The organism is Burkholderia sp. IDO3, from assembly GCF_003366075.1.
In the GTDB taxonomy this organism is placed as follows: domain Bacteria; phylum Pseudomonadota; class Gammaproteobacteria; order Burkholderiales; family Burkholderiaceae; genus Burkholderia; species Burkholderia anthina.
The window spans coordinates 1,956,571-1,977,019 of record NZ_CP028962.1 but is presented as its reverse complement, the minus strand read 5'-3'; the positions used below and the strand labels follow the sequence as shown (position 1 = coordinate 1,977,019).

Below are 20,449 nucleotides of genomic sequence, written 5' to 3'. Positions count from 1 at the left end.
ATGCCGTCATGACGCCCGGTGCGTGTCGCCGAGCGTTTGCGCGAGCCAGTCGACGAAGATCCGCACGCGCGGCGCCAGATGGCGGCCGTGCGGAAACACGACCGACACCGGCAGCGGCGCGGCATGCCATTCCGGCAGCACCTCGACCAGCGAACCGTCTTCGATGAGCGGCGCGAGCCCGTCGCGCGGCGCCTGGATCAGCCCGAGGCCCGCGACGCAGCACGCGAGATACGCTTGCGAGCTGTTGACCGCGACGACGCTGCGCATCTTCACCGTATGCAGCTCGCCCGAATCCATATCCGCATATTCCCAGTCCAGCTCGCGGCCCGTGCGGTTCGAGAAATAGCCGACCGCGACGTGGTCGGGCAAATCGTCCGGCGAGCGCGGCGTGCCGTATTGCGCGAGATAGCCGGGCGACGCGCAATTGATCTGCGCCATCTCGCCGATGCGCCGCGCGACGAGCGACGTGTCGGACAGCACGCCGACCCGCACCGCGCAGTCGATCCCGTCGGCGACGAGATCGACGAAGCGGTCGGACGTGCTCAGCACGACGCGCAGGTCGGGATAGCGCGCGTGGAAATCCGGCAGCGCCGGGATTACTTCGTTCAGTGCGAAGCGCTCGGGCAGGTCGACGCGGATCAGGCCGCGCTGCGCCGCGCCGGCTTCGTCGAATAGCGTCTCGGCATCGTCGAGATCGGCGAGCAACCGCGTGCAGCGCTCGTAGTAGGTCGCACCTTCGACGGTCAGCGCGACGCGCCGGGTGGTCCGCTGCAGCAGGCGCACCCTCAGGTGTTTTTCCAGATACTGGACGGCATTGCTCACCGTCGGGCGCGGCAATTGCAACTGCTCGGCCGCTTTCGTGAAGCTGCCGAGGTGGGCGACGCGCGCAAAGATGCGCATTGCTTGCAGATGATCCATGCGGGGCGTTGGGAAATGGGCAGAGGCTCCATTGTTAATCAGCGTCGAATGATTTGGTTGGGCGTTTCGTGTTTATCGCGCGCGGCAATGCGCCCAGAATCCGGTTCATTCACTCACCACTGCAAGGAAACGGACATGGACAAGCGTCAACTGGGCCGCACGGGCCCGCAGGTTTCGGCGATTGCACTCGGCTGCATGGGGATGTCGGATTTCTACGGGCCGGCGGATCGCGACGAAAGCATCGCGACGCTGCACGCGGCGCTCGACAACGGGATCACGTTGCTCGATACGGGCGACTTCTACGGGATGGGCGACAACGAAATGCTGATTCGCGATGCGCTGCGCGGCCGGACCCGCGACCAGGTGCTGATCAGCGTGAAGTTCGGCGCGCTGCGCGACCCGGCCGGCGCGTTCACCGGCTACGACGCGCGGCCCGCGGCGATCCGGAATTTCGTCGCGTATTCGCTGAAGCGCCTCGGCACCGACCATATCGACATCTACCGGCCCGCGCGCGTCGATCCGGCCGTGCCGATCGAGGAGACGGTCGGCGCGATCGCCGATCTCGTGAAGGCCGGCTACGTGCGCCATATCGGTCTGTCGGAACTCGGCGCCGACACGATCCGCCGCGCGGCGGCCGTCGCGCCGATCGCCGACCTGCAGATCGAGTATTCGCTGCTGTCGCGCGGGATCGAGGCGGACATCCTGCCGACCTGTCGCGAACTGGGGATCGGCGTGACCGCGTACGGCGTGCTGTCGCGCGGGCTGCTCGGCGGCGGCTGGAGCGCGGCACGGCAGGGCGAGCGCGATTTCCGCGCGGCCAGCCCGCGCTTCCAGGGCGAGAATCTCGCGCACAACCTCGCGCTGGTCGACGCGCTGCGCGCGATCGCCGGCGAGAAGGGCGGCAATCCCGCGCAGATCGCGATCGCCTGGGCGCTGTCGCGCGGCGACGACATCGTGCCGCTGATCGGCGCACGCAAGCGCACCCAACTGCAGGACGCGCTGCAGGCGTCTAAATTGCAACTAACGGTCAATGATCTCGCCCGCATCGAAGCGGCGGTTCCCGCCGGGGCGGCTGCCGGCGAGCGTTATCCGGCCGCGCAGATGGCGCACCTCGACAGCGAGCAGGGCCGGGGGCCGGCGCACGGCGCATGAACGACGCGGCTGGCCGGATGACGGGGCTCGCCTGACGGGCCCGAGCCAGCCTCAGGCAAAACCAGATGGCCGGCGGCGCGACGGTGGTTCACCATCGGCGCCGTATTCAACCGGACGGAATGCCATTCATGCACATTCATACGCTGACGATCATCGTGCTGGTCTTTCTCCTGGCCGGCGCGGTCAAGGGGATGATCGGCCTCGGGCTGCCGACGATCGCGATGGGGCTGCTCACGCTCGCGATGCCGCCGTCGGCGGCCGCGAGCCTGCTGCTCGTGCCGTCGTTCATCACCAACGTGTGGCAGCTGTGGCTCGGGCCGTCGTTCGGGCCGCTGCTGCGTCGTCTGTGGCCGCTGCTCGTCGGGCTGACGATCGGCACGCTGACGGGCGGCCTGCCCGCGCTCGCGGCCGGCAACGCGTGGACGCACGCGGCGCTCGGCGTCGTGCTGGTCGCGTACGGCTGCTGGGGGCTCGCCGCCGCGCGGCTGCCCGCGCCGGGGCGTCACGAAAAATGGCTGTCGGCGGTGGTCGGCTACCTGACCGGCGTCGTGACGGCCGCGACCGGCGTGTTCGTCGTGCCGGCCGTGCCGTACCTGCAGGCGCTGCGCCTGTCGAAGGACGACCTGATCCAGGCGCTCGGGCTGTCGTTTACCGCGTCGACGATCGCGCTCGGCCTGCAGCTGCGCGTGACGGGCGCACTGCAGACGGTCGATCTCGGCGTATCGGCGCTGGCGCTCGTGCCGGCGCTCGCGGGGATGATCGGCGGCCAGTATGCACGCCGCGTGATGAGCGAGAAGGCGTTCAAGCGCTGTTTCTTCGCCGGGATGATCGCGCTCGGCGCATACATGGCCGCGTCGGGGCTGCGCTGAGCGTCGCGCCGGCCGGCGTCGTCACAGTTGCGCTTCGATCTCCGCCTTGTCGATCACCGACCACACCTGCCGGATCTTGCCGTCGTGAAACTCGTAGATCACGTTCTCGGCGAACGTGACGCGCGTGCCGTCGACGGCGAGCCCCATGAACGTCCCCTTCGGCGAACACGCGAAGCGAAGCCGGCACGCGACGCGCGGCGGTTCGCATACCAGCAGCCGGATGTCGAAGTGCAGATCCGGGATGTCGCGAAAATCCTGCTCCAGCAGCGCGCGATAACCGGATAGCCCGAGCGGCCGGTCGTTGTGGATCACGTTGTCGGCGACGTGCTCGCCGAGCGCCGCCCAGTCCTGCCGGTTCAGGCAGTCGATATACGCACGGTAGCGGGTAGCGAGATCGGTTGCTGCCATGGTCATGCCTCCGTAGGTATCGATGGGGGCGCCGGATCCGGTGCGCGTTACCGCGACGCGGTCTCGCCCGACAGGAACGCGACGAACGCCTGCGTGTATTTCGGCAGGGCGTCGAACGATCGCGCGCAGAGCGTCAGCTTGCGGTGGCCCCACGAGTCGGACAGCTCGACGAGCCGCACGTCCATCGTCTGCATCGCCCGCTCGGCCGCATGGCGCGACACGATGCCGATTCCCACGCCGCTTTCGATCACGCGGCAGATCGCGTCGAAACTCTTCAACTGCACACGGTAGCGGATCCGCTTGCCGAGCGCGCGTGCCTGATCCGCGAGATGGACCTGCAGCGCGCTGCCGTCGGTCAGCCCGATGAAATCCGCATCGGCGATCTCGTCGAACGCGACCTCGTCGCGCGTGGCGAGCGCGTGCGCGGCCGGCACGACGACGATCAGCCAGTCCTCGCGGAACGGCTTCTGTTCCAGCCCGCCGAGCCCGACCGAATCCGCGACGATCCCGATTTCGGCCGTCTTGTTGCGGATCGCATGCACGATCTCCTGGCTCGAGCGCTCCTCGACGCTGATCGACAGTTTCGGGTGATGCGGCAGATACGCGGCGAGCGCGTCGGGCAGGTACTCGCTGAGCGATGCCGTGTTGCACAGCAGCCGGATGTGCCCGCGCAGCCCCTGGCCGTATTGCTGCAGTTCGCCGCGCATGTGGTCAATCTGCTGCAGCACGGTGCGCGCGTGGTGTTCGAGCGCGAGGCCGGCGTCGGTCGGCTGAGCGCCCGACTTGGTCCGGTGCAGCAGCGGCACGCCGAGCTCGTCCTCCATCCCGCGAATGCGCTCGCTCGCGGCCTGCAGCGTGATGTGGGTGCGCTCGGCGCCGCTCGTGATCGTGCCGGCCTCGCAGATGTTCAGGAAGAGCCGCAGGTCGGTCAGGTTGAAGCGCATGGTCGGGTGGGGGCGCGTAAGGATTGGAATGGCCGATAAGTTAGCAGGAACCGCAGCCGCGGTCTCAGGCTGCGCTTGAGGCCCCGTTCGCCGGTTCCGCATTTTCGGGGCACGATCGATCCCGGATCATGGCCGCATATCAACCGGGGGAGACTGTCATGCGGGGCGATTCGTCGTGGGTGGTGTCGTTCAAGATCGCGTTGCACCTGCTGTTCCTGTGCATCGGCGTCGCGTGGGCGTGCGCCGAACTGGTGGACTGGCTGCGCTGAGCCGGGCGGGCGGCGTTGGCTGTTCCGCCGACCCGCGCGCTCGATCGTTTGTTGAAAGCCATTCGAAATAATTGCGCATCGGGAAATTTCCTTCGCGTGGTAGCGCGAAGGCAGAGAAATTATTCCAAATCGAATCGTATTTCCGGCAATAAATCTGCGCCGGTGCCGGGTTCGTGATCGTTTGTCATCATTGTTTGCATCCGGTTACACGTCGGTCGGTCCGTTTTTGAGATGCTTGAAAGATTGTCAAACCGGAGTCGATCGTCCATGAAACAGCACGAGATTTACCGCAAGGCGGCGTGGTTGTCGGGCCTGGCCGCCGTGCTCGTCATGGCCGGTTGTGCAAGCACGCAGTCCGTTCCGCCGAGCGACACGCTGGCGGGTTCGGCGCCGCCGAGCCCGTCCGCCGCGACGCCGTCGGTTGTCGTACCGGCCGCACCGGCCGCGCCAGCGCAGGCGCCGATCCTCGTCGCGCAGAAGTACGTCGTGAAGCGCGGCGACACGCTGTCGGGCATCGCGTCGTCGAACGACTGCAGCGTGGCGGAGTTGCGCACCTGGAACAAGCTCGACGCGCGCAGCACGCTGCGCACGGGGCAGGTGCTGCGTATCGTCCGGCCGCAACCGTTGCAGGCGCCGGGTTCGACCGACAGCACGCAGCAGGCCGCTGCCGCCGGCGATGCGTCGGCCGCGAGCGACCGGCAGGTCGTGAAGGAAACGAAGCGGCACGCGGGGGCGGTTGCGCTCACGTGGCCCGCGCAAGGGCGGATCGTCGACGCGTTCCGGCCCGGGCAGAACCGTGGCATCCAGATCGCCGGGCGGTCCGGCGACCCGGTTCGGGCGGCGGCCGACGGACGCGTGATGTATGCCGGCACGGGCCTGAACGATTACGGCAGCCTGATCATCGTCCAGCACAACGCGGATTTTCTGACGGCGTATGCGCACAACCGCAAGCTGCTGGTGAAGACCGGCGACATCGTGCACCAGGGCGACGAGATCGCCGAGATGGGCGACCTCGACAACTCGCGCGTCGCGCTGCTGTTCGAGGTGCGGCGTGACGGCAAGCCGGTCAATCCGATGTCGTACCTGCCGTCGTCGCAAGGCTGACGTGCGTCGCACCGCTGGAACGCGGGCGCACTCGCTGCTACGCTAGAACCTGTTCATGCGACCCCGTTCATCGGGGGCAGGCGGACGTCTTTCGGGGATGCGCGGCCAATGCCGCCGCGAGCCGGCCGTCGGCGTGAACCGGCGCGCATCGGTGTGTTGTCGTGTTGCGCGCCTGCGTTGCTTCGTGCCACCGTTTCCGACAGAACACCACACATTCATGGAACACTCTCCGACACGCCGCTCGCTGTTGCTCGCCGCCGTCGCCGCACCGTTCGTCGCCGCGTGCTCGTCGGCGCCCGTGGCCGACCAGGGGCGCGCCCACGCCGCGCAAGCCGATCTCGCCACGCTCGAAAAAGCCTCGAACGGCCGGCTCGGCGTCGCCGTGCTCGATACGTCGAACGGCACGCGCATCGCATATCACGCACGCGAGCGCTTCCCGCTGTGCGGTACCTATGCGGTTTCCGCCGCCGCCGCGATACTCGCGCGCGGCGCGCTCGACGCATCGCTGCTGCCGCGCCGCATCCTGTATCGCCGCTACGACGTCGTGGCCGGCTCGCCGGTGACGGAAAGCCACGTCGACACAGGGATGACGATCGCGCAGCTGTGCGTCGCGATGCTGCAGTCGGGCGACAAGGGCGCGGGCAACCTGCTGATGAACGTGCTCGGCGGCCCGCAGTCCGTGACCGCGTTCGCGCACGAGAGCGGCGACACCACGTTCCGCCTCGACCGCTGGGAACCCGAGCTGAACGAGGCCGCGCCGCACGACGTGCGCGATACGTCGACGCCGGTCGCGATGGTCGACATGATGAAGCGCCTGCTGCTCGGCGACACGCTGGGCGAGCCGCAGCGCGCGCAATTGACGGAGTGGCTGGCCGGCGGCGCGCGCGGCGCGACCGGGATCGCGGCCGGCGTGCCGTCCGGCTGGCGCATCGCGGACAAGGCCGGCAGCGGCGGCTACGGCACGACGACCGACGTGGCGGTGGTCTGGCCGCCGTCGCGCGCGCCGATCGTGATGGCCATCTCGTTCACGCAGCCGCGTGCCGATGCGGCCGCGCGTGCCGACGTCGTCGCGTCGGCCGCGCGCATCGCATCGCGCGCGCTCATCCCGGCGGCCTGAGCGCGCGGCACACCTCGCGCAAAGCCGGCGTTTGGCTTATCGTGTCGGACAGCGCGCGCCGGTGCCGGCGCGCGGTTTTTCGCGCGGCTCTCCGTTTACCCGCTTCGTCATGCGCCGACTTCCGCCCCTGCACGCGTTGCAGATCTTCTCGACGGTGGCCCGCCACCGCAGCTTCACGCGTGCGGCCGAGCAGCTGTGCCTCACGCAGGGCGCGGTGAGCCGGCAGATCCAGACGCTCGAGGCGCATTACGGTTTCCCGCTGTTCAAGCGCCATGCGAAGGGCCTCACGCTGACGGCGGAGGGCGAGCAATTGCTGCCGGTGGTCGACGAAAGCTTCGCGCGGATCGAGGACATCTCGATGAAGCTCACGCGGCAGCGCACCGATCTCGCGTTGAAGGTGCCGACCTGCGTGATGCGCTGGATGCTGCCGCGCATCATGCGCTTCCAGGGCGAACATCCCGATCTCCACGTGCAGATCACGACCGCGTGGCAGCACGTCGTCGATTTCTCGACCGAGCCGTTCGATGCGGCGATCGTCTACGGCATGTCGCCGGGCGCGGGCGTATTCGCGCTGCCGCTGTTCGGCGAACGGCTGACGCCGGTATGCGCGCCCGAACTGCGGCAAGCGTCGCCGCTCGATGCGGTCGGCGATCTCGCGCGCCATACGCTGCTGCATCCGACGCGCGACCATCGCGACTGGCGCGCGTGGCTCGAACACGCGGGCGAGCGCGCGGTCGATGCGGAGCGCGGGCCGACCTTCGACACGCTCGATCTCGCGACCAACGCGGCGATGCAGGGCTTCGGCGTGGCGATCGGCGACGTGACGCTGGTCGACGACGATGTCAGCGCACGCCGGCTCGAGCGGCCCTTCGACATCGTGCTCGAAACGGGCGCACGCTACTTCTTCGTCTATCCCGAGAACATCGCCAGCCAGCAGAAGATCCGCGCGTTCAGCGACTGGATCGCCGCCCATCGCGACTGACGTGCGGCATCGCCGGCGCGTTTCACTGGTAAGTCACGACGGCGATCATCGGTGCATGAAGGTTGCCCGGGCGGTCAGGTAAAACGATTGCGCGCGAGGCCTGCGTAAAGGTCGTGGTCTTGATCGTACGCAGGCTCGCCGCGTCGACGAACGCAACTTGCCCGCTCGCCGGGCGCGGGCAGTCGGGGCGCACGCGCGCCTGCGCGGCGTCGGCCGTATCGAGCGCGAACGCGCACGGCGGCTCGACGATCATGCCGGTGAAGTGAATGATGCCGGACGTGCCGGCGGCAAATGAAGGGGACGAGGCCAGAAGCGCGGCAGCCAGGGCGAACGAGGCGGCAAACAGGCGATGCTTCATGACGGGCTCCAGAGAGGAAGCGCGTCGCAGCGGGGCCGCTCGAATGGCAGTCCGTCAACGCTGCGATGCTGAGTGCGTAAACGGCAACTTCATCGAACCTCTTGAATGAAAAACCTGAAATAACGGCAATAAGCCAATGACGCCGCATGCCTCCAATCAATTTATCCCAAATTTGTGCGCCCGCAAGTCAGGGTATTGCCGGTGGCGTAGGCTCGCGGAACGGGCGTCGCTGGATACGGCGCGCGCAGGTCGATCGTTGAGAACTCAACGAGTCCGCGATCCGGCGAATCGCGACGACCCGAAAGGAAACGGCCGCTCGAATGAGCGGCCGTCCGGGGGGGATGCGGTGCGGTGCGGCGGTCAGCCTGCGCGCTTGCGTATCGCGCCGACGATCACGAGCAGCACGATCGCGCCGATGATCGACGCGATCCAGCCGGCGCCCTGGCCCGGTGCGTACCAGCCGGCGGCACGGCCGACGTAGCCCGCGACGAGCGAGCCGACGACGCCGAGCACGATGGTCATCAGAATGCCCATCTTGTCGTCGCCGGGCTTGAGCGCGCGTGCGAGGAGGCCGACGATGAGCCCGACCACCAGGGTTTCGATGAATTGCAGCATGAATGCCTCCCTGTAGCTGTTGACGAAAAGAAGTGGACCGGTGCGGCACGCCGGGGTTCCCGGCGTCGGCAATCTGGCGTGCGGCAGCGCGAGTATCGCATTGCGCCGTGTCGTGCGGATGTCCGCATTGTCCGGGGGCGCATGCCGTTCATTGATAGTCGAGCAGGACCTGCGCCGCGGCATGAACGGAACCGCCGCCGATCTTCGCGGCCGTTTGCAGGTAGGACGCCCGGAGTCGAATCGACGGCGATCCGCCGGTGGCCGGATTGTAGCTCGTCACCGTGTGCGATTTTTGCAGCGTCAGCGGCTGGCCGGTCGCGGCGTCGGCGATATGGATGCCGATGCCGCTGGCCGTGGCGTCCGGGCGCAACTGCATGGTGCCCGGCGTGCCGGCGACCACGTCGTCCAGCGGGGACAACTGGTATCCGATTCGGTTGTAGCCGGCCGGGCAGTTGTTCAACTGAACCTGGAAATCGGTCGCGCCGGCGGTCGAGCCCACGCCGTTGAACACGCGCTGCTGCACGGGCGGCAGCGTGACGGTCTGGTCGGGAATCGAGCACGTTCCGTTGATGAAGGCGACCTTCGCGGCAAGGAGAACCGGCGACGACGCACCCAGGATGCCCGATTTGTAATTGATCGTGTAATAGGCGCTGATCATGCCGGAATTGAGCGACCCGTCCTGCGCCTGCCGGCTGTCGCGAAACAGCGTGACTTCCAGCGTGTTGCGCAGGGTCGTCTTCGTCGACGCAACGGCCACGTTGCCGTCGACGATCATGCGCGTGGACAGGCCGGACACGTTGGTTTCCAGATCGGGGCCGTCGGCGACCCACACCCCGCCCTTGGGATACATCTTGATGCTCGTGATCTGGCAGGTGCTCGCGCCGCACACGTCCTGCGGCGTGAAGTAATGACGGGCGACGACCGTTCCGGGCGTCGCGCTTGCCGGGCTCGAAACCGTTGCCTGCCCGAATGCGTAGAGCGAGGCTGCGGCCGCGTCGGTCGTCCATGCGGCCCATGCGAGCAGAAAGGTCGACGCGGCCGCGATCGCGCGTGCCCGGCGCGCGGCCCGGGTCGATGCGGACGAGGGGTGAAGGTGGGTCATTTCGATTCCTTATTGAATGCCGGCCTGCGACGAATCGGCCTGGCAGACGCTCTCGGCGGTCTGGATGCCCGGCGAGCGCCGGCGATGTTCGGCGACGGGCAGCGCGTAGGCGATGCGGCAGACCGAGCGGCCGTCCGCGCCCCAGTGAACCGTCAGCGCGCCGCGCTCGTTGAGTCCGCGCGCGAAGACCTTGCTCGCCTGGGCGACGACGCCGACTTCCTTGCCGGTCTCGTCGCGCACGACGGCACCGAACGGCAGTGGTGTGCCATCGGCCTGCGGTGCGCGAACGAGCGCCGCACGGCCGGTGTCGGTTGCGAAGCGGATGAGCGGCACCGCCCCGGCGCGCGGTGCGATCTGCCGGCTGGTTTCCTTCAGTTCGACGTCCATCGAGATCCCCTTCGGATCGAGCGCGACCGTATTGAGGCTGTATGGCGTCAGGTACGGCACGACCGCGTAACCATTGCCGTCGATCTTGACGCCGGCCGCATTCGTGATGCGCGCGCCGGCCGCGCCCGGCGCCTCGACGATCGCGAACGTCTCGGATACCGGCTGCGAGAACGTGATGCCGCCGCGGTGTGCGACCAGTGCGCCGCGCACGCCGAGCGAGCCTTGCTGGAAGTCCGTGCTCGCGCCCGCGCTGACATTGACTTCGGCCATGCGCGCGCGGTAGGTGACGTTGGTGCTGCCGTCGGTGATCGAGTCCGGCCCGGACGTGTGGTTCGCGCTGACGCTGTACGACAGCGCGTGATCGTCGCCGAGCGAACCGGACAGCGTCGACTGCAGCCGGGTGCGGCCGAGCGTATCGCGCGACACGTTGCCGGTGACGGTCATCGGATGCTCGCGGCCGAACGGAATCGTGACGCTGGCGTAATAGAGCGTGCCCATGTCGCCGCCGGCGTTGCGCTGCCGCGTGGCCGTCAGGCTATAGGACACGTTGCGGAACTGGTTCGTATAGCCAATCGAATAGTTGACGTCCGAGCCGGAGCGGTTCCAGTAGCTCACGGCCGATGCCGTGGCGTTGATGCGGCCGCCGGTCGTGCCGAAGCGCTGCGCGAGCGTCAGCGATGCGCGATGGCGCTGACGCCAGACCGAACTGGCCGAATGGCCGTCCCGTGCGGCATCGCGCGCCTGCACGGCGTCGTTGAGGCCGAAATAGCCGTCCGTCGAATAGCGGTAGGCGGCAAGGGCGATGTCGGTGCCGGTCGCCTCGACGGACTTCGCATAGCTGACGCGCATGCTCGAGCCGCTGTAGCGCTTCGCGCCGGGGATCGAGGTCACCGCATGCGTGAAGTCCGCGCCGAACGCGCCGAACGGCGTATTGAAGGCGCCGCCCAGCATCGCGGACACGTAGCCGGCAGCAAGCGTGGCGCCGCCGTAGGCCGTCAGCAGGTTGGTCAGGCCGCGCTGGTACGTGGCCTGGGCAAACAGCGGCTGGCTCGATCCGAGCGGATTGCGCAGCGTGCCCGCGACGAAGCTGTAGCGGCCGATGCCGGGCCGCAGCGACATCGGCACGGCGGCGTAGGGCACGGAGAAGGTGTGCACGGAGCCGTCGGCCTCGGAGACCGACACCTGCAGGTCGCCGCCATACCCGGTCGGGTACAGGTCGTCGATTTCGAAATTGCCGGGCGCGACGGTCGTCTCGTAGATCGTCACGTCGTTCTGGCGGATCGTCACCTTCGCATTGCTGTTCGCGATGCCGCGCACCACGGGTGCATAGCCGCGCAGCGAGTCGGGCAGCATCCGATCGTCCGTCGACAGGCGTACGCCGCGGAACTGCGTCGAATCGAACAGTTCCCCCGACGTGTAGCTTTCGCCGATGACGAGTTGCGACGACAGCGACGGCAGGTCGCGCTGGAGATAGGACGCGATGCCCTGGTATCGGCTCTGGCCGCGCGACGACCAGGAATAGGCGCCTTCGTGACGGAAGCGCCAGCTGCCGAGATTCACGCCGCCGTTCAGGCCGAGGTAGCCCTGCGTTTGGGCGGTGTGGCCGCTGGCCTTCGACGTGTAGAGGTTGAAGTTGTAACCGAGCAGGCCGACGGTTTCGCCGGCGGTCCATTGATCGGGGCTCACGTAGCCGCGCGCCTTGCGCGCGAGCAACGCCTGCGGGATCGAGAGCTGCAGTGTCTGGCGCGTGAAGTCGAACGCCGCACTGGCCCCCGGCACGGCTTGCTCGAGCCGCAGGCATGCGCGGTCGCCGTCGAGCTTGGCGACCACCTCTGGCGCGAGCTTGCCGAAATCGACGCCGGCCCGTTCGAGCAGCGTGCGGTCGAAGCACGGCCGCGCGTCGCCCGAATCCGGCGAGGCCGCGAAGCGCACGTCGTAGCGGCCGATCCAGTCGGCGCCGACATGGATGTCGGCCGTATATACGCCCGGCGCCGTCACGTTGCGCTGGGCAAAGCGCGAGACGTCGAAATGCTTGCCCAGACGGTTCTGCAGGAATGCGCCGTCGAACTCGACTTGCGCGAGCGTGGCTTCGGTGGCCGTTGCCGTCGTCGCGCGACCGTCGCCCGCCCACGCGCCGACGCAGGCCGCCACCAGCAGATGGATCGGTTTGATGCGGGGCAGGTCGGCCGCATCGGGGCGCGGCGGTCGCGTCGTGGTCATGCGCAGTGCTCCAGAGTGTGGATCGAGCGGATGCGCTTCGCCGGCGCAGACGCGGATGTGTGCGTCGCTGCGCGGCGAATGGCGAATCCAGGGGATTCCGGACCGTCCGGTCGGGACGGCGGAAGTGACGACGGGCGAAAAGGGAGAGCGAGGCTGCGCGTCGGTGTCGCGCGCTGCCTGCCTCCGTCGCGTTACGGGGCGACGCCGACGGGGCGTTCGATGTCGGTTGACCGGCCCCAGTCGTTGATGCTGCCGAAACCGACCGTTGCGTCTGCCGCGGGCGGGCCGGCGAGATCCTTGATCGGGAATCGTTGCGTGCTGCGAGGCAGTACGTAGCCCATGCCGGCGTCATGCTTGCGGCCGGCGGATTTCAGCAGCACGTTGCCGAAATTGACGACGAACGGCGTCGGATTGCTGGCCTCGAGCGCGTAGCCGCTATCGACGCGAACCACGCGCCAGTCGAGCTGCCCGGGCGCATCGTCCGCGTTGCCGGCCAGCCCGTCGGGGCGATACATGATCTTGATGCGGGAGCGGAACGCGAGCTGGATGCGGTTCCGGTTGTCGGTGGCGGACGCTTTCGGCGGCACTTCGAGCACGTTCAGCCAGAACAGCGATTCCCTGTCGGCAGGAAGCGGCTCGCCGGTGTGCACGAGGCGCAGCGTCTGGCCATGGCCGGATTCCATCCGGAAGATCGACGGCGTCAGCGTGAACGGCACGTCGATGTTCTCGGGCAACGCGCCGCTGTTGCCATCGTCGAGCCACGCCTGCACCAGTGCCGGACGCTTGCTGTCGTTGGTGAGCTGGATCGTGACCTCGCGCTCGCTGGACGGGAAGATCACGCGCGTGCCGGCGATCACGACGCTCGCGTCGGCCTGCGACGCGAATGCGGTGACGGCGAGGGTCAGCGTACGGAAGAGCTTCAACAGTTTCATGGGCGTGGAGAGTCGGGTCGTTGGGCAGGAAGCGGGCGGAGACGGCGGTTTCCGCACCGGGCGGCGTGAGGTGGCGGAGATCGCCGCAGCGGCGATCTCCACACGCTCGTCCTTACTGGTAGATCAGCGAGTACTCGACACGCGAGGCGACGTCGCCAGCCTTCACGGCGCCGGACGCGTAGTACTCGGCGAAGTAGTTCAGCTTCGCGTTGCCGTCGGCGTCGATATCGACGAGTTGCGTGCTGGCACCGGTCTGGGCGCCGATGGGAATCGGCTTCTGTTGAGCATCCAGCACGTTGATCTGGACGCCTTGCGCGGCCTTGTCGCCCTCGTCGATCGTCAAGCGGCCGCTCGACTGATCGACGTTCGTACCGTTCTCGAACACGACGCCGACCTTCACCGGGTTGTCGTCGCCGACCGTGCAGCCCTTGAGCGCCAGCGAGAACGCGCTGCGGCCGGCGACGGAGCCGACATCGACGAGCGCGGAGGTGCTGACCGGCGGCAGCGGGACGGTGAGATCCGATCCGCCTTCGACGCTGCACGTCGACGCGATGACCTTGCCGTAGAAGTTGACGGTGCCGTCCGCCGCGTGGGCCGCGGACGAAAAGGCGGCGCCGGCGGCGATCAGGAGGAACGGAATGGCGCTGCGCTTGATGATTCGCATAAGAAAACTCCTAATAAAGTTCGAATTTCGAAAGCACGCGGTGAATTTAATTCTCTGTAGGGCGCGTTTCGGATTGAATTGTGCCAATCATGTAAGAATTTTGTAATGTGACTGGTACGAATCAATGCGTATTTCTATTAGTACGCGTACTAAGTTTTGAGGGCGGGATGGGAATTCAGGCGGAGGGGGCGGGAGCAGGCAGGCGTGGCCCGGGGAGGCGAGCGCCTTTACCCCGACGCCGAAATCGGCCGGGGAGCGCCGATTTCGGCGGTCGCGCGATGCGTCACGGGCTATTCGAAGCGGACTGGCGCGGGAACGCCCGGCCGGCGCAGGGGGGCCGGCCGGGCGCGTTGCCGGCGCGGCGCGTCATGCGACGTTCGCGCGTGCGAACGGTCGGGATTGCCGTCGGGCGGCGCGGGTCAGGCAGCCGGCGCGTCGACGGCCGGATCGAGCCGGCGGTAGCCTTCGGTCGCGCGCAGCAGCGTGCGCGTGTAGTCGCGTGCGACCCGTCCGGCGCGCACGTCTTCGATGCGCAGTTGCTCGACGATCTCGCCGTGCTGCATCACCGCGACGCGCTGGCACAGGAAGCCGATCACCGCGAGGTTGTGGCTGACGAGGATCATCGTCAGGTTGCGTTCGCGATGCAGGCGGCGCAGCAGGTTCAGGATCTCCGCCTGCACCGACACGTCGAGCGCGGAGGTCGGCTCGTCGAGCAGCAGCACGCGCGGCTCGACGATCAGCGCGCGTGCGATCGCGACACGCTGGCGCTGGCCGCCCGACAACTGGTGCGGGTAGCGGAAGCGGAACGTCGGGCCGAGCCCGACTTCGGACAGCGCGCGGGCGATGCGCGCGTCGGCGTCGTCGATCCTGTGGATCGACAGCGGCTCGCGCAGCGTCTGGTCGACCGTGAAGCGTGGATGCAGCGACGCGTACGGATCCTGGAACACCATCTGCACGTGGCGGCGGAACGCGCGCTCGAGCGTGCCGCCGACCGGCCGGCCGTCGATCGACAGGCTGCCGCCCGCGAGCGGCACGAGGCCCGTCAGCGCGCGCAGCAGCGTCGACTTGCCCGAGCCCGACTCGCCGACGAGCCCGAACACTTCACCGTCGCGCACCGCGAAGCTCGCATCGCGCACGGCGTCGACATGGCCCGTGCGGGTCGGAAAACGGATCGAGACGTGATCGACGTCGATCATCGTGCGGCCTCCTGCGGTTTGGCCGGCGCGGCTGCGGGCGGCGCGGCGTCGAGCCACGCCGGATCGCGCCGCAGCACCGGCAATTCGTCGGGCGGGTTCGCGAGCGGCGGATTCGCCGCGAGCAGCCCGCGCGTATAGGGATGCGTCGCGTGGCGCAGGTCGCGCGCGGCGCAGGTCTCGACCACGCGGCCCGCATACATCACCGCGACGCGATCGCAGAACGACATCACGAGCGGCAGGTCGTGGCTGATGAACATCAGGCCCGTGCCGTGCCGCGCGATCATCGCGTCGAGCACCGCGAGCACCTGCATCGATACCGCGACGTCGAGCGCGGACGTCGGTTCGTCCGCGATCAGGAGGCGCGGGCCGGTCGACACCATCATCGCGATCATCACGCGCTGGCCCATGCCGCCGGACAGTTCGTGCGGGTACGCATCGGCGACACGCGCCGGATCGCGAATCTGCACGGCCGCGAGCGCATCGACGATCCGCTCGCGCAACGCGCGGCCGCGCAGCCCCGGCTCGTGCAGGCGGAACGCTTCGCCCATCTGCTTCGCGACGCTCATGACGGGGTTCAGCGAATACTTCGGGTCCTGCAGGATCATGCCCATCTGGCTGCCGCACAGGCGGCGGCGCTCGCGCGGCGACAGCGCGAGCAGGTCGTGGCCCGCGAAGCGCATCGTGCGCGCCGACCAGCGCGCGGCTTCGGGCAGCAGCCCGAGCAGCGCGCGGCCCGTCAGCGATTTGCCGGAGCCCGATTCGCCGACGATGCCGAGCCGTTCGCCGGGCGCGAGCGTCAGCGACAGGTCGCGCACCGCGTCGGTGACGACGCCGTCGTGCCCGCGAAAGCCGATCTTCAGGCCGTCGATCTCGCAAAGCGGCGCGGATGCATGGACGGAATTCACGGGCATGTCACGCTCCATGGCGGGGATCGAAGACGTCGCGCAGCCCGTCGCCGAGCAGGTTGAACGCGAGGCTGACGAGCAGGATCGCCACGCCGGGCAGCGTCGCGACCCACCACGCGTCGAGCAGCACGTTGCGGCCCGACGCGACCATGAAGCCCCATTCGGGGCTCGGCGGCTGCGCGCCGAGGCCGAGGAAACCCAGGCCCGCGACGGTCAGGATGATGCCGGCCATGTCGAGCGTCGCGCGCACGATCACCGACGACATGCAGAGCGGCATGATGTAGCGCAGCAGGATGCGCGGGCCCGACGCGCCTTGCAGCCGCGCCGCGTGAATGTAGTCGGCCTGCGCGATGCGGATCGTCTCCGCGCGTGCGAGCCGCGCATACGCGGGCCACGCGGTGATCGAGATCGCGACGACCGCGTTGATCACGCCCGGCCCGAGCGCGGCGGCGAACGCGAGCGCGAGCACGATCTTCGGGAACGCGAGCGCGATGTCGGTGAAGCGCATCAGCACGCTGTCGACGAAGCCGCCGCAATAGCCGGCCGTGGTGCCGATCAGCAGGCCGATCGGCACGACGATCACGACGACGAGCAGCGCGATGCCGAGCGTGAGCCGCGAGCCGGCGATCATCCGGGAGAGGATGTCGCGGCCGAGCTGGTCGGTACCGAGCCAGTGCGACGGCGAGCCGGGCGGCAGCAGGCGGTCGGGCAGCACCTGGTGCAGCGGATCGTGCGGCATGATCAGCGGGCCGACGATCGCGACGACGATCAGCGCGACCAGGATCGCGAGCCCGAACAGGTTGAGCGGATTGACGGCGAAACGGCGCCAGCGGCGATACGCGAGGCCGAACGCGGCCTGCGAGCGCGATGCGGGTGCATCGGAGAGAAGCCACGCACGCAGCGTGAGACGCTCGGCATTCACGATTGGGCGACCTTCGGCATGGACGATGAAAGAAGAACGATGGAAACGGTCATGTCGAAGGGCCCCTCAGCGTGCGCGCGGATCGAACACGCGGTACAGCGCGTCGGTCAGCAGGTTGACGGTGATGAACATCGCGCCGATCACGAGCGTCGCGCCGAGCACCGCGTTCATGTCGGCGTTCAGCAGCGCGCCCGTCAGGTACGAGCCGATCCCCGGCCAGGCGAACACGATCTCGGTCAGCACCGACCCTTCGAGCAGGTTGCTGTAGGTGAGGGCGATCACGGTCAGCAGCGGCACCGCGATGTTGCCGAACGCGTGCCGCCAGATCACGCGGCGCTCGGACATGCCCTTCGCGCGCGCGGTGACGATGTATTCCTGGCTCAGCTGATCGAGCATGAACGAGCGGGTCATCCGGCTCAGGTAGGCCACCGAGTAGTAGCCGAGGATCGCGGCCGGTAGCGCGATGTGCGACACCGCGTTGCGGAACACGTCCCACTCGCCGGCGAGCGCCGAGTCGATCAGCAGGCTGCCGGTGTGCGTGTCGACCATCCCGTCGTACGCGGGGTCAAGCCGGCCGGGGCCGGCGACCCAGTGCAGCCGCGCATAGAACAGCAGCAGCCCCATCAGCCCGAGCCAGAACACCGGCACGGAATTGCCGATCAGTCCGACGAAGCGCGCGACGTGGTCGATCGGCCGGTTGTGCTTGACCGCGGCCACGACGCCGAGCGGCACGCCGATCGCGATGCCGATCAGGGTCGCGATCGACGCGAGTTCGAGCGTGGCCGGGAACACGCGCCTGATGTCGTCGAGCACCGGGTTCGACGTCAGCAGCGACATGCCGAGATTGCCGTGCAGCACGTCGCGCGCGTAGATCAGGAATTGCGTGACGAGCGGCTTGTCGAGGCCGAGCGCGATGCGTTCGGCCGCGTACGCCTCGGCCGACGCACGATCGCCGAGGATCGCGAGCACGGGATCGATCGGCACCTTGCGGCCGATCACGAACGTCAGCGCGAGCAGGCCCGCGAACGTGACGGCGAGCGTGAGCGCCCAGCGCAGCACGCGCAGCGCCCAGCGTACGGCCGGGCGCCGCGCGGGCAGCGTGCGCAGCGCTTCGAGGGAGGAGGCGGGAGTCGACATGCGGTGAATCTTATTGCTTCTTCAGGTTGCGGTACGACACGAGATCGTTGATCGGTCCGACTTCGAGCCCGCTCACGCCGGGCCGCGTCGCGACCTGCGCGACTTTCTCGAACATGATCACGAACGGCGAGCGCGCGAGCATTTCCTTCTGCATCGCCTGATACAGCTGCACGCGCTTCGCGGCCGTCGGTTCGGCGAGCGCGGTGTCGGTTTCCTTCGTCAGTTGCGGGATGTCCCAGCTGTTGCGCCAGGCCAGCATTTTATAGCTCGACTTGTCGGAGTTGTCGGGGTTCCAGGCAAAACCCTGCGCGTTGCTGTGCGGGTCGATGTAGTCGGCCGACCATTCGCCGATATAGATGTCGTGCTGGCGCGCGCGGTATTTCGCGAGCGTCTGCTTGTTGTCGCCCGGAATCAGCTGCACCTTGACGCCGGCTTGCGCGAAGTTCGCCTGCACGGCCTGCGCGATCTCCGTGTACGGATAGTCGTTGCGCACGTCCATCGTCACCGAGAAGCCGTTGGGCACGCCGGCCTTCGCGAGCAGCGCCTTCGCCTTCGCGACGTCGAGCTTGTACGGATTCGCATTCAGCGTGCCGAGGAAGCCTTCGGGCAGGAAAGTCTGGTGCACCTTGTAGGTCGTCTTCACGACGTTGGCCTGGATGCCCGAATAGTCGACCAGCCACTTCAGCGCTTCCTGCACGTCGGGCTTCGCGAGCGTCGGGTTCTTCGTGTTCAGCCCGAGGTACAGCAGCGTCGCCTGCGGCGAGGCCGTGACCTTCGCCTTGCCGGATTTCACGACCGAGGCGAGATCGTCGGGGCTCAGGTCGCGCGCGGCGTCGACGTCGCCGTTTTCCAGCAGCAGGCGCTGGCTGGCCGCTTCTGGCACATGACGCAGCACGATGCGCTTCATCGCGAGCGGCAGCCGGTAGCCGTCGAAGCGTTGCAGCACGATGCTGTCGCCGGCGGTCCACTTGACGAGCTTGTACGCGCCGGAGCCGGCCTCGTTGGTCTTCAGCCATGCGTTGCCGAAGTCGTTGCCCTGCTGGTGCGACAGCAGCAGCTTCCTGTCGACCACCGACGCGGGCCACGAGCCGAGCACGTTCAGCACGAAGGTCGGCGCGTATTTGTGGTCGGTCGTGACTGACACCGTCAGGTCGTCGAGCTTCTTCACGTTCGCGGCGACGTTCGCCTTCGTGAGGCCGATGCCGGTCAGCACGGCAGCCGGCCCCTTGTCGAGCAGCACCGCGCGCTGGATCGACCATGCGACGTCGTCGGCCGTCAGCGGATTGCCCGAGTGAAACTTCAGGCCCGGGCGCAGCTTGAACGTGTACGTCAGCCCGTCGGGGCTCACCGTCCACGACTGCGCGACGTCGCCGTTGAATTTCGACGGATCGCGCAGGTCGACGCGCACGAGCCGGTCGTACGTGTTCGCGACGTATTCCTCCGGCACCAGTTCGTAGATCTCGCCCGGATCGAGCGTCGTGAACTCGTCGAGCAGCGTGGCCATCACGAACATGTCCTTCGGCGTTTCCGCGTGCGCGGCGGAAAGCGGGGCGGCGGCGAGAACGGACGCGGCGGCCAGCGCCGCGACGAGCCGGGAGGTCAGGGGTTTCATGTGCGCTTCTCCAGTGGTCGTTGAAGTCGTTGTACGTGAACGGTGAAGGGGGCGTGCATCGTCGTTACATCAGGCGCCACGGGCCGCTCGCCGCGTTGTCGATCTGCGGCAGCGCGCGCGAGCCGGGCAGCTCGTAGTGCCACCACTCGCTGTCGATATGCGCGAAGCCGGCCGCGTGCATCACGCCGAGCAGCAGCAGGCGGTTGCGTTGCACGGCGTCGGGCAGCCCCGCGTGGAAATGGCCCGATGCGGCCACCATCTCGTCGAAACCGGTGCCCATGTCGAGCGGTTCGCCGTCGGCGCCCACCAGCGTCAGGTCGAGCGCGGTGCCGCGGCTGTGATTCGAGCCGCGGCCGAGATCGGCGACGAAGTTCGGATCGGGCAGGAAATCCCACAGCATCTGCTGCGCCTGCGGCGGCCGGTATGCGTCGTAGATGCGCAGCGTGAAGCCGGCCTGCGCGGCGACGCCGACCGCGCGGCGCAGCGCGGCTTCGGCCGGTTCGAGCAGCAGGCAATGCGCGTGGCGGTAGATCGGCTTGCCGGTCAGGTTGCGGTCGGTCGCGTAGACGAGGTCGATGTCGACGCGATGCGTCGCGGGCGTGATTTCGACGAGGCGGGGATGGGTCATCGGCGGTC

General features: G+C 68.0%; 20 protein-coding genes. 5 read left to right on the top strand and 15 right to left on the bottom strand.

Features of this window, described 5'->3' with window-relative positions:
* Positions 1–6: 6 nt before the first annotated feature.
* Positions 7–918: a LysR family transcriptional regulator gene (locus tag DCN14_RS09070; protein WP_096499890.1), complete on the bottom strand. Its 912-nt coding sequence runs from the start codon at positions 916–918 to the stop codon at positions 7–9.
* Positions 919–1,053: 135 nt separating this feature from the next.
* Between DCN14_RS09070 and DCN14_RS09065 the strand changes: the two genes are divergently transcribed.
* Positions 1,054–2,070: an aldo/keto reductase gene (locus DCN14_RS09065; RefSeq protein ID WP_096499888.1), complete on the top strand. Its 1,017-nt coding sequence runs from the start codon at positions 1,054–1,056 to the stop codon at positions 2,068–2,070.
* Positions 2,071–2,198: 128 nt separating this feature from the next.
* The gene (locus DCN14_RS09060) at positions 2,199–2,939 is read left to right on the top strand and encodes a sulfite exporter TauE/SafE family protein (RefSeq protein ID WP_172441861.1); all 741 of its coding nucleotides are present in this window, start codon (positions 2,199–2,201) and stop codon (positions 2,937–2,939) included.
* A 21-nt stretch (positions 2,940–2,960) separates the two neighbouring features.
* Here DCN14_RS09060 and DCN14_RS09055 read toward each other — a convergent pair whose 3' ends face one another.
* Positions 2,961–3,347, bottom strand: coding sequence for an ester cyclase (locus DCN14_RS09055; RefSeq protein ID WP_096499988.1), 387 nt, complete (start codon positions 3,345–3,347; stop codon positions 2,961–2,963).
* Between the two features lie 47 nt (positions 3,348–3,394).
* Positions 3,395–4,291, bottom strand: coding sequence for a LysR substrate-binding domain-containing protein (locus DCN14_RS09050; protein ID WP_096499886.1), 897 nt, complete (start codon positions 4,289–4,291; stop codon positions 3,395–3,397).
* Between the two features lie 536 nt (positions 4,292–4,827).
* Between DCN14_RS09050 and DCN14_RS09045 the strand changes: the two genes are divergently transcribed.
* From DCN14_RS09045 to DCN14_RS09035, 3 genes are all read left to right on the top strand, one after another.
* The gene (locus tag DCN14_RS09045; RefSeq protein WP_096499884.1) at positions 4,828–5,664 is read left to right on the top strand and encodes a peptidoglycan DD-metalloendopeptidase family protein; all 837 of its coding nucleotides are present in this window, start codon (positions 4,828–4,830) and stop codon (positions 5,662–5,664) included.
* 217 nt (positions 5,665–5,881) lie between these two features.
* Positions 5,882–6,781 (top strand): class A beta-lactamase, encoded by a 900-nt coding sequence (gene bla, locus DCN14_RS09040; RefSeq protein WP_096499882.1) that lies wholly within the window; start codon positions 5,882–5,884, stop codon positions 6,779–6,781.
* 109 nt (positions 6,782–6,890) lie between these two features.
* Positions 6,891–7,763: a LysR substrate-binding domain-containing protein gene (locus DCN14_RS09035; protein ID WP_096499986.1), complete on the top strand. Its 873-nt coding sequence runs from the start codon at positions 6,891–6,893 to the stop codon at positions 7,761–7,763.
* A 22-nt stretch (positions 7,764–7,785) separates the two neighbouring features.
* Here DCN14_RS09035 and DCN14_RS09030 read toward each other — a convergent pair whose 3' ends face one another.
* From DCN14_RS09030 to ddpX, 12 genes are all read right to left on the bottom strand, one after another.
* A complete protein-coding gene (locus DCN14_RS09030) occupies positions 7,786–8,121 on the bottom strand; it encodes a hypothetical protein (RefSeq protein WP_096499880.1) in 336 nt (111 codons plus the stop codon).
* Between the two features lie 360 nt (positions 8,122–8,481).
* Positions 8,482–8,736, bottom strand: a complete 255-nt coding sequence (locus DCN14_RS09025; RefSeq protein ID WP_096499878.1) for a GlsB/YeaQ/YmgE family stress response membrane protein — start codon at positions 8,734–8,736, stop codon at positions 8,482–8,484.
* A 148-nt stretch (positions 8,737–8,884) separates the two neighbouring features.
* Positions 8,885–9,838 (bottom strand): fimbrial protein, encoded by a 954-nt coding sequence (locus tag DCN14_RS09020; RefSeq protein ID WP_096499876.1) that lies wholly within the window; start codon positions 9,836–9,838, stop codon positions 8,885–8,887.
* Between the two features lie 9 nt (positions 9,839–9,847).
* The gene (locus tag DCN14_RS09015; protein ID WP_096499874.1) at positions 9,848–12,445 is read right to left on the bottom strand and encodes a fimbria/pilus outer membrane usher protein; all 2,598 of its coding nucleotides are present in this window, start codon (positions 12,443–12,445) and stop codon (positions 9,848–9,850) included.
* Between the two features lie 191 nt (positions 12,446–12,636).
* Positions 12,637–13,377, bottom strand: a complete 741-nt coding sequence (locus DCN14_RS09010) for a fimbria/pilus periplasmic chaperone (protein WP_096499872.1) — start codon at positions 13,375–13,377, stop codon at positions 12,637–12,639.
* A gap of 112 nt (positions 13,378–13,489) precedes the next feature.
* Positions 13,490–14,041 (bottom strand): fimbrial protein, encoded by a 552-nt coding sequence (locus DCN14_RS09005; protein ID WP_096499870.1) that lies wholly within the window; start codon positions 14,039–14,041, stop codon positions 13,490–13,492.
* Between the two features lie 419 nt (positions 14,042–14,460).
* The gene (locus DCN14_RS09000) at positions 14,461–15,237 is read right to left on the bottom strand and encodes an ABC transporter ATP-binding protein (protein WP_096499869.1); all 777 of its coding nucleotides are present in this window, start codon (positions 15,235–15,237) and stop codon (positions 14,461–14,463) included.
* Positions 15,234–16,148 (bottom strand): ABC transporter ATP-binding protein, encoded by a 915-nt coding sequence (locus tag DCN14_RS08995; protein WP_096499867.1) that lies wholly within the window; start codon positions 16,146–16,148, stop codon positions 15,234–15,236. Before DCN14_RS08995 ends, DCN14_RS09000 begins: the two co-directional genes overlap by 4 nt.
* A gap of 1 nt (position 16,149) precedes the next feature.
* Complete coding sequence (gene nikC / locus DCN14_RS08990) at positions 16,150–17,064, bottom strand: nickel transporter permease (RefSeq protein WP_162826184.1); 915 nt, start codon at positions 17,062–17,064, stop codon at positions 16,150–16,152.
* Between the two features lie 66 nt (positions 17,065–17,130).
* On the bottom strand, positions 17,131–18,201 hold the full coding sequence (locus tag DCN14_RS08985; RefSeq protein ID WP_096499863.1) for an ABC transporter permease: 1,071 nt from the start codon (positions 18,199–18,201) through the stop codon (positions 17,131–17,133).
* 10 nt (positions 18,202–18,211) lie between these two features.
* Positions 18,212–19,813 (bottom strand): ABC transporter substrate-binding protein, encoded by a 1,602-nt coding sequence (locus DCN14_RS08980; protein ID WP_096499861.1) that lies wholly within the window; start codon positions 19,811–19,813, stop codon positions 18,212–18,214.
* Positions 19,814–19,877: 64 nt separating this feature from the next.
* Complete coding sequence (gene ddpX, locus DCN14_RS08975) at positions 19,878–20,441, bottom strand: D-alanyl-D-alanine dipeptidase (RefSeq protein WP_096499859.1); 564 nt, start codon at positions 20,439–20,441, stop codon at positions 19,878–19,880.
* Positions 20,442–20,449 lie beyond the last annotated feature (8 nt).